The organism is Stenotrophomonas indicatrix, from assembly GCF_050573115.1.
GTDB lineage: Bacteria > Pseudomonadota > Gammaproteobacteria > Xanthomonadales > Xanthomonadaceae > Stenotrophomonas > Stenotrophomonas lactitubi_A.
This window is the reverse complement of the sequence record NZ_JBNYZT010000001.1, coordinates 855606-866918: the sequence shown is the minus strand read 5'-3', so window position 1 is coordinate 866918 and position 11313 is coordinate 855606. Positions and strand designations below refer to the sequence as shown.

Below are 11313 nucleotides of genomic sequence, written 5' to 3'. Positions count from 1 at the left end.
CTCGGTCAGCAGCGGCGCCCCCTGTGGGCACATTCCGAACGCCACAGGGGTATCGCGTAACCGGTTAAACCGTAACCACCACCTTGCCGATCTGCTCGTTCGATTCCAGGTAGCGGTGCGCGTCCTGGATCTGCGCGAACGTAAACACCTTGGCGATCAGCGGCACCAGCACGCCCTTGTCCAGGCCGTCGACGATGAACGCCTTCGCACGCGCCAGCGCCGCGTCATCGGACACGATTTCCGAGTACAGGTAGCCCTTCAGCGTCAGCGACTTGCCCAATACGTTGAACAGCGGGAACGGCGTCGGCTCGCTGCTCAGCGCGCCATACTCCAGCAGGATGCCGCCGCGTGCCATCGCCTCGGTGAGCGGCACGAACTGCGGACCACCGATGGGATCAAACACCACGCGCGCGCCAGCACCTGCGGTGATGCGAGCAACTTCGGCCACCAGGTCCTGCTCCTGGGTGGCGATGACATGAGCGGCGCCGGCATCGAGCAGCGCCTGGCGCTTGCCCGGGCCACGGGTTACCGCGATCGGCGTTGCGCCCACCGCATTGGCGATCTGGATGGCGGCCAGGCCAACGCTGCTTGACGCTGCAGTGATGATGACGAAATCGCCGGCAGCCAGCTTGGCCTGCTCCAGCAGCGCACCCCAGGCGGTGACGTACTGCATCCATACCGCAGCGGCCTGCTCGAAGCCCAACGACGACGGATGCTTCACCACCAGCCGCGCCGGCACGTTGGCCAGCTCGCTGTAGGTGCCCCAGCGGGCGATATCCAGCGGCGGCACGACGCTGACGGCATCGCCTGCAGCGAAGCCGGTCACCGCGCTGCCTACGGCTTCAACCAGGCCCGCCGCTTCATAGCCCAGGCGGCTTGGGAACTCTGCCTGCTGCAGATAGGCGCCGTTGCGGAACATCACCTCGGCGCGGTTCAGGCCGATGGCCTTGACCCGGATCTGGATCTCATCGGCGGCAGGAGCGGGTACGTCGATATCGTCAACGCGCAGCACATCGGCGTCGCCATAGGCGTGGATGCGGACAACCTGGGTCATGGGGGTCTCCAAAGGGAACGCCGGCGGTGGCCGGGCAGGGGGAACAGAGCGCTACTGTGCGCGTGGCCGGCGAACGAAAGAAGGGGTAATCTGGCGTTTCATTGGAAAACAATAGTTTGCAATGGACCTTATCGCACCCCTGCGCAGCTTCGCCAAGGTGGCCGAGGTTGGCTCGTTCTCCGCCGCTGCCGAGGCACTGGACCTGTCGCCGCAACTGGTCGGCAAGCATGTGCAGACGCTGGAACAGCATCTGGGTGTGCGCCTGCTCAACCGCACCACGCGCAAGCAGAGCCTGACCGACTTCGGGCAGGCGTACCTGGCCCGCGCCCGGGTCATCCTGGAGGAAGTGGAGAGTGCCGAGCAGCTGGCCGAGATCGCGCGCGGGCGACCGATGGGCCGGCTGCGGATCAGTGCGCCGGTCACCTTCGGCGTGCACGCGCTGGGACCGGCGGTGGTGGCCTACATGCAGCAGTATCCCGACGTGCAGGTGGATCTGAACCTGTCCAACAGCCTGGTCAACGTGGTTGAAGACGGCTACGACCTGGTGTTCCGCACCGGTGATCTCGCCGACAGTGGCCTGGTCGCGCGGCGGCTGGGACCGTACCCGCTGGCGCTGTGCGCTGCACCCCGCTATCTGGCCGCACGGCCACCGATCGTCCACCCGCAGGACCTGAGCCGGCACGAATGCCTGGGCTTCGCCCACTCGGTCATCCGTACGCGGTGGAGCTTCCATGACCCACAGGGCGGCGTGTTGACCGTGCCGGTCTCCAGTCGCTTCATGGTCAACCAGGCCGAGCCGCTGCTGACCGCCGCGGTCGGTGGGCTGGGACTGATCCTGCAGCCGTTCGAGATGATGGCTGCCGTTCTGGCCAGCGGCGAACTTGTGGAGGTGCTGCCTCGATTCGTGCCCGTATCCACGTCGATCAACCTGCTGTATCCCCACCATCGCCAGGTGACGGCGAAGCTGCGCAGCTTCCTGGATTTCTGCGTGGCGCGCTTCACCGAACAGAGCATGGCGCGTGCGCGCTGATCGAAGCGTGCGCAGCGGGTGGTGGCGTCGCTCGTTTACGATGACGTCCCGCCCCATCTGCAGAGGATCCGCCATCACCGTGTTGCATCTTTCCGCGTCCTGTTCTGTCCGCCTCGGATGCGGCGTTGGGTTGTTGCTGCTGATCGGCAGCATTGTCACTGCCAACGCACAGACGCCCGCCGCTGCGATCGCCGAGTGGGAGGTGCACGGCCGTGCCGAAGGCCTGGCCCGACCCGACACCGTCTGCCAGGATTTCCTGCAGGCGATGGGTCGAAAACCCGCCGAACTGGAATACGTCGGTTGCACGCAGGACGACGCTTCCTACATCCAGCCGATGGAAGCGCGGTATCGCGTCAGCGGTGCGTCGGCGGCGAGGATTGAAGCCTATCTGCAGCAGACCTTCGGCATGCCGCCATTGACGTATGTCTGCTGTGGCTGGAGCAACGGCGCGCCTTATTTCTGGCGCGAGCAGCCCGGCAGCGTGAACTACCAGATCGGCATGGGTGTGGAATCGCTGCACCATTCGCGCGGGCAGTGGAGCGGGATTCCCTACTTCGCGGTGACCGTAGCGGTGAACCGGAAAAGCCCGTGATGGCGTAGGCTTGGGTGCCGACCATAGGCGTACAAGGAATGACAACCATGCCTCCGATGCTGCTCCGCGTTGCTGCGATCGCGCTGACCCTGGCGATGAGTCCGATGGCCATCGCCGCATCTCCCGAGCCGCTGCAGCTGCAGCAGACCGAAGCGCTGACGTACTGGAAGCCGGTGGAGGGCTCGTTCCGCCCACGACTGAACGCCGATCCCGGGCGTGTGCAGTTCGCAGAGGAGGTGACCGTGGCCTATTCGATCAACAAGCGCGGCCGCACCTACGACGTAAAGGTGGTGGATGCCAAGCCGTCAACGGCCTTCAGCGGCTGGGCGTTGAATGCGGTCAAGGCGATGCGCTTCACTGCAACGGACAGCAACACCGAGCGCACGCCGATCCGCAGCGAAATGACCGCACGCTGGGGCGGCGGCAAGTAGGGCACTAGGTCGGCACCCGCACCATCTTCGTCATCAGGTGCTCGACCACGCCCGCCGGGTCCGCCGTGCGACCCACATGCGTGCTGGACATCTGCACCACCGAGCTGCGCTTGGCGGTCAGGAAATGGAAGCGCGCGCGCGCAGGCAGCTGCGCGATCGGGCCGGCGTCGGCATCTCCCCGGCAGATCGCCACGATGGCATCCAGCCACGGCTGCAGCGCTTCAATATCCAGCGCAGGCGCGAAGGCGTGCAGGCGCGCGGCGTCGATCTCGATTGCCGCTTCCAGGTGACGTGCGCCCGGACAGGACACGATCACGCCGACGTTGATGAATTCCTCGCGCTCCACCCGCGGTACCACGCGGATGACGGCATAGTCATACGTGTGCAGCGTGGGCACGGATGGCCTCCTGCACGAATACCGCTCGCACCTTCAGGCGATGCTTCAGGTAGTTGATGTAGCCCTGCCGATAGGCGTCGGGACTATCGAACGCTGGCTCATCAATCAGCCAACTGTCCGGTACCAGGCCGACGATGCGCTCGATTTCCGCATCCGACAGGCGCGCGGCCAGTTCGGCATCGACCTCGGCGATGCGGCTGGCGAACGACAGCAGCACGTGGTCGCGGATCAGCACGAAGGGCTTCTCGCAGGCGTCTCCGGCGTTGGCCCAGTCGTGATGGAAGTACATCGCCGCGCCGTGGTCGATCAGGTACAGCTTGCGATGCCACACCATCAGATTGGGATTGCGCGTTGTGCGGTCGACGTTGCTGGTGAACGCATCGAACCAGACGATGCGCGAGGCCAGGTCAGCGTCCACCGGCATCGCCGCCGGGTCGTAGTTGATCGCACCGGGCAGGTAATCCAGGCCCAGGTTCAGGCCTTCGCTGGCGCGGATCAGGTCCTGGATCTCCGGGTCCGGCTCGGTGCGGGCGAACTCGCTGTCCAGCTCGACGAACAGGATCTCCGGAATCGGCAGGCCCACCGCGCGTGCCATCTCGCCTGCGATCAGCTCGGCGATCAGCGCCTTGGGCCCTTGGCCGGCACCACGAAACTTGAGTACGACCATGCCGTCGTCGTCGGTCTCGACCACGGCAGGCAGTGAGCCACCTTCCCGCAAGGGGGTGATGTAGCGGAGGGCATGGACGGTACGCATGCGCGCATTCTAGCGTGGCCCATGCCTGGGTTGCGCCGAGCAATGCCCGGCGCCGTCCCTGACCTCAGTGCGACAGTGCGCCGCGCTGCTGTTCCTGCACCTGCTGGCGTGTCTGTTCCTGCGAGGCGTGGTCAGCCTGGCGCTGGTTGACGATGGCGAGGCTGTCCAGGCTTTCCTGCACCGGCCGCTGTGCGGCTTCAGCCGTGGCTGCCGATGCGCGCAGCGACGCAGGATCATCCAGTGCGCCCTTCACCACGAACACGTTCTGTGCCGCAGCGACGTCGCCGGCCTGGCGGCTGAGCACCACATGATCCACGCGGTCCAGGCCGTTCTCGCGGGCCAGCACCAGCAGGCTCGCGCTCAGGCGTTCACTGGAGGCGTCAAAGCTGCGGCCGTTGGCGGCATCCAACTCTGCCACCTTGCCGCGGATCTGATCGTGCAGGGCACGGTCGTTGCCGCCCGCCAACGCAACCTGCGCCTCGGCCGAGGGAGTGGCGGTCGCCTGCGCGGTGATGGGTATGTGCGCGTAGGTGCCCTCGGTGTGGTCGAAATAATGCAGCGTGGACGGCGAGGTGCTGGTATCGAAGTAGGGCTGCCGTGGCAGACTGCCCTCACCCAGAGACAGGCCGTTCTGTTCCAGCAGGCTTTCCTGCAGGCCCAGTTGTGCCATGTTCACCGACATCCTGCTGATGCCATCGGGTGCCGGGTTTCTGGCTTCTTCCTCGCAGGCACGGCCGATCGCATAAGCACCGTAGAAATTCTGGTAGTCCGAATTGCCGTTGGGCCCCAGCCCGGACGACACACCTTCGTCGTAGTAGTGCTTGCCCATGCCCTCGATGTTGGCGGCAGTGGCGGTCATGCTCAGGTCTGCATTGAGCGTGAGGTCCGGATGCGCGGCATAGGTCATTGGCGGGCCGGGCTGCACGCGCACGAATTCCTTGGCGCGGGTACTTGCTTCGTAGACATCCTCCAGCGTGGCGTCCGGGTTGGCGGTCTTGACCATGCCTACCAGCGCATTCCAGCCCTCGATGTTCGCCGATGCCTCGTCGCGCCGGTTGGCTGCGAGCATGGAACCGATGGCTTGCGTGTAGTCGTGGGTCGAATCGCGCGCGGCAACGTCCGCAATATCGGATTCAAACTGCTTATAGGCCCGCTCTGTCGCTGCGTCATTGAACCCGTGCTGGATCTCATGGCCCATGATGAAGGTCAGCTCTGCAGCGTTGTGCCTGTCCGGGGCTGCCGGGGTGGACAGACTGGATGCCGGCAGGCGGATGGCCTTTGTGCCGCCGTCGTACTCGCCGCCCACATTGCTGTCGGCAGGCAGCAGCTCAAAGTGCTGCAGGTGGCCGGCGGCGATGGCCGCGTCGACCTGGGTTGCCAGTGCGGGAGAATTGGCGATGGCCTTGCGAAGGTTGTCGACCTGATCGGTCGTTACATCGGGTTCTCCTGCAAATTCGGTCAGCAGGCGTTCCGTATCCGCTGAAAGCGTAGGCATGGTGCGGTGCTCCTTACTGCACGGTCACAAGGCGGACACAGGCATGTGCCGGTTCGCCGGATGGGGTCGGGTTTTCTGGCAGCGTATCGACCGTGATGCTCTGGTCTGGACGATCGAAACGGTCATGGATGACCCGGCCGTGCTCGCCGCGGATGGTTTCACGCTTGAAGCCCGCGGCCTGCAGAGCCGAGGCGAACTGATTGAAGTCGACCTCGCAGATCGCCGTTGCGTTGGCTTTGCGGTCGGCGGTGGTGTCGATGAAATTGAGATCGAGACGCGCATCGGCGGCGCCAGCCTTCTTGACCTCCAGGCCGTAGCTCCACTCTGGAGTGAGCGTGCCACCGTAGCCGAAGTGCCCCGGGCCAAAACGCTGTGCGGGCGCCTGCATGGCCTGCGATACCCGTTCAAGGGTCAGTTCCCGGGTGGAGGTGGTGTCCTTGATCAGATCCAGCAGGCGCAACAGGAGTTGGTCTGCCCTGAGTGCAGACGGCGTTGCGGCGTCGGAGGCAGTCGATGCCATGGTAGCGGGTCCTTGAGAAGTCGACGAACGATCAGTCACGTGTGTGCAGGCGCAGAGCGAGGCCGCACATAGGGCAATTGCCCACGGCCGTGTGAATGCGTACCCAAACATAAGCGTTCCCTGCATGTTGAGCGCTGACCCTAAAGTGGGCCAGGTGAATCACAGGTTAAATGGAATTGACGATTGCTGGAAACGGGGCAGGGCGCGTTCGGCTCTGACATTTGCTGCAAGCGGCGTTGCCCGGCCCGGATGCCGCGGAATTTTCTTCACTTCGCCATTCCGTCAGCGGTGGCAGCATCCAACCGTGTAGACGATCAAGCGCAGGCGTGGCCTTACGTAGCAGGCGTCCCTGCCGCTTTCCCACGACCGGCACTCGCCAGCTCGTTTTCAGCACATTTGCGCAGCGTTGAACGTGGCCCTGCGAGGCCACTCCCCCGGCAAGGAGGCCCGCGATGCACAGTCCTGTTCACGCGTACACCTACCGCATCAGCAACCGGCCTGTTGCCCAGGCAGCATGTGCTGGTGTTGGCGAACATGCTGAAACCGCTGCTGCGGTTCATGCAGCCTCAGACAGAATTCTTCCGTGAGTTGAGCACCGATGGTTGGCTCTGCATCCCGCAGTGCGCAGAGCCACTACATGCATGCGAGTCGCCCCACGATGCTGTTTCCTTTGCAGCACTGGGCGCGCATCTCGTCCACGATGTCCACGCAGGCTTCCGAGGTGCACGATGAGCAACGAATCGAGAGGAGCCCTGCCGCCCCTGGATCTGGATGATGCCAAGGCCGCGCAGATGATTGGCAAGCTGGTACTGGTGGGCGTTACCCGTTTTGGTGGCGATGGCCAGGTACAGGGGCTGGAGCAGTTTGCCGGCACCGTGCTGCGGGTCAGCGCCGAGGAGGGGCTGGTGCTGGCCGATGGGGATGACGGGCATGAGCACTACCTGCCGCCGATGCTGGACCAGTACCTGCCGGCCGCGCCGGGTGAGTACCAGTTGCGGTCCAGTGGTGTGACGGTGATCGATCCCGATTATCTGTCCACCTGGGAGCTGCACGCACGGCAGTAAGTGGGAAGGGCATCCAGGGAGTGGGCCGGGCCAGGCAGGGCCACGCTTTGCAGGATGGGGCGACTAGCCCTTCCGGCCCATTTCCCGCTGGGCCGGGGGTGTTAGATTCGGCCCATGCCCGCAGTGCGGGTACCCAACTCACTCCAGGGGAAAAGGATGCTCATCCGTCGTACCTCTCTGGCGGCGGCCGTTGCCGTTGCCACGCTCGGCCTGCTGGCCGCCGGCCCGGCACTTGCCGACTACGCCAAGCCGCCGGAACACCTGCTCAAGGTACTCAAGGCCCCGCCGCCGCCGGCACCGAACATCGACCCCAGCGGCCAGCGCCTGCTGCTGACCACCGCGCAGACCTATCCGTCCATCACCCGGGTGGCGCAGCCGTACCTGAAGCTGGCCGGCGTACGCCTGGAACCAAAGAACCGCAGCCGCCACGACACCCCCGGCGGCTATGGCATTCCGGCCTGTGTGGCCGACTTCACCCTGGTCGAGATCGTCAGTGGCAAGAGCACCAAGGTCAACCTGCCGCAGGGCTGCGCAGGGGCCGCGCAGTGGTCGGCCGATGGCAGCCGTTTCGCCTTCCAGAATGCGGTCGATACCAGCGTGCAGCTGTGGGTGGGCGACGCGGCCACCGGCCAGGTGAAGCAGGTGCCGAACGTGCAGCTGAACCCCATTTTCGGCAGCACCGTGCAGTGGCTGGGTGGCAGCCAGAGCCTTCTGGTGAAGCTGGTGCCGGCCAACCAGGGGGCGGCGCCGTCCAACGGCGGTACACCCACCGGTCCGGACGCGCAGGAATCGCTGGGCAGCAGTGGCGAGAGCAGCACCTATGAAGCGCGCGACACGCTGACCAGCGTGCACGATGAGAAGCTGTTCGCTTACTACGGTGCTTCGCAGCTGGCGGTGGTCGATGCCGCTGCCGGCAGCGTGCGCCCGGTTGGCCAGCCGGCGCTGTACAACGATGTCAACGCGGCACCCGATGGCGTGCATGTGCTGACCGAAACCCTGAAGGCGCCGTTCTCGCATGCGGTCACCTACCAGCGCTTTGCCAACGATGTGGCGGTGCTGGACCTCGGCAATGGCCGCAACACGGTTCTGGCCAGCCTGCCGCTGGCCGATCGCGTGCCGGTACACGGCGTGCCGGAAGGCCCGCGAGGTTACGACTGGCGCTCCACCGACCCGGCAACCCTGGTCTATGCCGAAGCGCTGGACAAGGGCGACTGGAAGGTGAGCGTGCCGCATCGCGATCGCGTGCTGATGCTGAAGGCGCCGTTCACCGGCAAGCCGGTGGAAGTCGCCCGGACCGCACAGCGTTTCGAGGGCTTTGCATGGTCGGCCGACCCGGCCGTGTCGTTCCAGTTCGAGAACGACGAGAACCGCCACTGGATGCAGGCCCGCATCGTCGATGTGGACCAGCCGAAGAAGGAAGGGCGACTGCTGTGGGACATGTCCAGCGATGAGCTGTACGGCAACCCGGGTAACCTGGTGTTCAAGCGCCTGCCCAGCGGTGCGCCGGTGGTACGCCAGGAAGGCAACACCGTGTTCCTGCGCGGGCAGGGTGCCTCGCCGCAGGGCGACCGTCCGTTCCTGGATGCGCTCAACCTCGGTACGTTGAAGAGCGAACGCCTGTTCCGCAGCGATGCGGATGCGTATGAGCAGGTCATCGGTTTCAGTGCCACGCCGGGCCATCTGGTCACCTGGCACCAGTCGGTGATGGACCCGCCGAACGCGTTCGTGCGTCTGCTCGGCGAGCGCATCGACAATGCCAAGGCCGGCGAAGCGCAGTTCGAGTCCAAGCCCACTGCGTTGACCAAGCTGGTCGACCCGACCCCGGAAGTGCGGCAGATCCAGAAGCGCCTGGTGACCTACAAGCGCGCCGATGGCGTGGACCTGTCGTTCACCCTGTACACGCCGCCGGGCTACAAGGAAGGCCAGCGCGTGCCGGCGATCCTGTACGCGTACCCGGCCGACTTCGCCAATGCCGCACAGGCCGGCCAGGTGTCCGGTTCGCAGCAGACCTTCACCCGTCTGCAGCCGTACCGCCTGATGCTGCTGGCCGGCTACGCGATCATCGACAACGCCTCGTTCCCGATCGTGGGTGACCCGAAAAACGCTTACGACACCTATCTGGAGCAGCTGGAAGCCGATGCCAAGGCAGCGGTGGACAAGGCCGTGGAACTGGGCGTGGTCGACCGCAACCGCATCGGCGTGACCGGCCACAGCCATGGTGGCCTGATGACCGCCAACCTGATCGCCCACACCAACCTGTTCAAGGCCGGCGTGGCAACCAGTGGCTCGTACAACAAGACCTTCACCCCGTTCGGCTTCCAGAACGAGCGCCGCTCGGTGTGGCAGGCGCAGGATGTGTACCTGAAGGCCTCGCCGTTCTTCTACGCCGACAAGATCAAGCTGCCGCTGCTGCTGGTCCATGGTGAGGACGATGCCAACCCGGGCACCGAGCCGTTCCAGTCGCGCAAGCTGTATCAGGCGATCCGTGGCAATGGTGGCACCACCCGCCTGGTGATGCTGCCGAACGAGCCGCACTGGTACACCGCGTTGGAGTCGAACGAGCAGCTGGTGTATGAAATGCTCAACTGGTTCGACACTTACGTGAAGAACGCGAAGTAATCCGGAAAGGCCGCCCTCCGGGGCGGCCTTTCTGTTTCAGGCTTCGTGTAGCGCCGAGCCATGCCCGGTTGCTTCTACAGGATGACCGCATTCTCCACAGAACCTGCTTTCCAAGGAGTCTCATGAAGGCGTGGTTTCTCGTTGTCGCAGCCCTGTGTCCCGCCGCCATGGCTGCTGCAGCCGATGGGCCCATGCACATCGATGTGGCCTACGAATGGTCCGGCTGGGGAGGTGTTTCGGAGCACTGGCGCATCGAGCGCGACGTACGTGGAATCACCACGCGTGTTCGTGTCACAGATTCGGCGGGAAACCAGGAATTGCCCAAGCAGGTATTGCCGGCCGCTGCCGTCGAAGCGTTCGAGGCGGCTATTGGTGCTGCCCCGCTGTCCAAGGAGGCCGCGATCAGTCTGATTGCCGCCCGCCTTGATCGCGCCGCGATGCCGGAGTTGGATCCGAAACTGAGGTCAGTGCCTCCGGCATCGTGCACATTCGCCGATCAGCAGGCGTGGGCCCGTCGGACGTTGACTGTCCAAGGGCTGCACCAGCGGGTGCGGCAGCACTTCAAGGGGGACGGCGTGGCGTGGACTGACGATTATCCGGTGATGTCGGTGACAGTGCGCCGCCAAGGCAAACCTGATGTGGTGTTCCTGTCGAGATCGCAGAAGGCGCTGATGCTGCCATGGAAGCAGGTGTCAACTGGGCAGGAAAATCAGCAGACCCTGGCGCTCGCGCCGGATCAGTGGCGCCCCGCGCTGAGTGACGCGTTGACCCGACTGCTTCCAGAAGGGGAGGCCACGCGTGCCCGCTTCAGAAACGCCTGGCTGCAGCATCGCTTGAAGCAGGAGCTTGCGCTGGAGGCATTGAAGTGCACGACCGGACCATGAACAGGGGACTTGAACTGCGACGGCACAGCCGGCGCCAGTATCCCCCTGTGGGTGTTGCGTAACCATCTGTGATGCAGGCATGGAGCGGCCACAAAGCTGCGGTACGCTGCGCATCTGATGTCTGCTACGGGTTCGCTCCATGAAGGCCTTCATCCTCGCCGTATCGCTGTCGATGTCCGTTGTCCCGTGCGCTGCATTCGCCCAGCCGCTGCCGGCTGAACTGGCAGCGTTGGGCATCACCCCCGGCATGCCCTATACCAAGGCCAAGCGACTGCTTGATGCCGCAGGGTGGCAGGCGAGCCCGCCACGCGATGCGCCCGAAGCACTGGAGGGTTTCCCGGAAGTGGGTTGCCAGAAGGGCGGCAACAACTGCAGCAGCACCTTCGCCAAAGATGGGCAGCAGGTCGCTCTGCAGGTGGGAACCACGCTGGCGGGCCAGCCCTTCGTGCAGGGCGGCCGCTGAGCGCGACCCG

The 11313-nt window shown here is 64.9% G+C and carries 12 protein-coding genes; 7 read left to right on the top strand and 5 right to left on the bottom strand.

The window, feature by feature from the left end; genetic code table 11:
* Positions 1–64: 64 nt before the first annotated feature.
* Positions 65–1054: a zinc-dependent alcohol dehydrogenase family protein gene (locus tag ACQ5SA_RS03925; protein WP_230111898.1), complete on the bottom strand. Its 990-nt coding sequence runs from the start codon at positions 1052–1054 to the stop codon at positions 65–67.
* A 121-nt stretch (positions 1055–1175) separates the two neighbouring features.
* On the opposite strand from ACQ5SA_RS03925, the gene ACQ5SA_RS03920 reads away from it, so the two are divergent.
* The 3 genes from ACQ5SA_RS03920 (at position 1176) to ACQ5SA_RS03910 (ending at position 3107) form a co-directional block, all read left to right on the top strand.
* Positions 1176–2084: a LysR family transcriptional regulator gene (locus ACQ5SA_RS03920; protein WP_230111900.1), complete on the top strand. Its 909-nt coding sequence runs from the start codon at positions 1176–1178 to the stop codon at positions 2082–2084.
* A 130-nt stretch (positions 2085–2214) separates the two neighbouring features.
* On the top strand, positions 2215–2676 hold the full coding sequence (locus tag ACQ5SA_RS03915; protein WP_230111902.1) for a DUF4952 domain-containing protein: 462 nt from the start codon (positions 2215–2217) through the stop codon (positions 2674–2676).
* Between the two features lie 47 nt (positions 2677–2723).
* Positions 2724–3107, top strand: a complete 384-nt coding sequence (locus ACQ5SA_RS03910) for an energy transducer TonB (RefSeq protein WP_230111904.1) — start codon at positions 2724–2726, stop codon at positions 3105–3107.
* Between the two features lie 4 nt (positions 3108–3111).
* Here the strand turns inward: ACQ5SA_RS03910 and ACQ5SA_RS03905 are convergent, their stop codons facing one another.
* From ACQ5SA_RS03905 to ACQ5SA_RS03890, 4 genes are all read right to left on the bottom strand, one after another.
* Positions 3112–3504: a DUF3037 domain-containing protein gene (locus ACQ5SA_RS03905; RefSeq protein ID WP_499312795.1), complete on the bottom strand. Its 393-nt coding sequence runs from the start codon at positions 3502–3504 to the stop codon at positions 3112–3114.
* Positions 3482–4258 carry a HipA family kinase gene (locus tag ACQ5SA_RS03900; RefSeq protein ID WP_499312791.1) on the bottom strand — a complete coding sequence of 259 codons (777 nt, stop codon included), beginning with the start codon at positions 4256–4258 and terminating at the stop codon, positions 3482–3484. The genes ACQ5SA_RS03905 and ACQ5SA_RS03900 overlap by 23 nt, the downstream gene beginning before the upstream one ends.
* A gap of 64 nt (positions 4259–4322) precedes the next feature.
* Positions 4323–5753: an XVIPCD domain-containing protein gene (locus tag ACQ5SA_RS03895; protein WP_499312789.1), complete on the bottom strand. Its 1431-nt coding sequence runs from the start codon at positions 5751–5753 to the stop codon at positions 4323–4325.
* Positions 5754–5766: 13 nt separating this feature from the next.
* Entirely contained in the window at positions 5767–6273 is a 507-nt protein-coding gene (locus ACQ5SA_RS03890; protein ID WP_499312786.1) for a hypothetical protein, read from the bottom strand.
* Positions 6274–7001: 728 nt separating this feature from the next.
* Here ACQ5SA_RS03890 and ACQ5SA_RS03885 point away from each other — a divergent pair.
* The 4 genes from ACQ5SA_RS03885 (at position 7002) to ACQ5SA_RS03870 (ending at position 11303) form a co-directional block, all read left to right on the top strand.
* Entirely contained in the window at positions 7002–7337 is a 336-nt protein-coding gene (locus ACQ5SA_RS03885; protein WP_230111914.1) for a hypothetical protein, read from the top strand.
* A gap of 156 nt (positions 7338–7493) precedes the next feature.
* Positions 7494–9956 carry a S9 family peptidase gene (locus tag ACQ5SA_RS03880; protein WP_499312780.1) on the top strand — a complete coding sequence of 821 codons (2463 nt, stop codon included), beginning with the start codon at positions 7494–7496 and terminating at the stop codon, positions 9954–9956.
* A gap of 122 nt (positions 9957–10078) precedes the next feature.
* Entirely contained in the window at positions 10079–10840 is a 762-nt protein-coding gene (locus ACQ5SA_RS03875) for a hypothetical protein (RefSeq protein WP_499312776.1), read from the top strand.
* A gap of 139 nt (positions 10841–10979) precedes the next feature.
* Positions 10980–11303 carry a hypothetical protein gene (locus tag ACQ5SA_RS03870; protein WP_180166485.1) on the top strand — a complete coding sequence of 108 codons (324 nt, stop codon included), beginning with the start codon at positions 10980–10982 and terminating at the stop codon, positions 11301–11303.
* Positions 11304–11313: the final 10 nt, after the last annotated feature.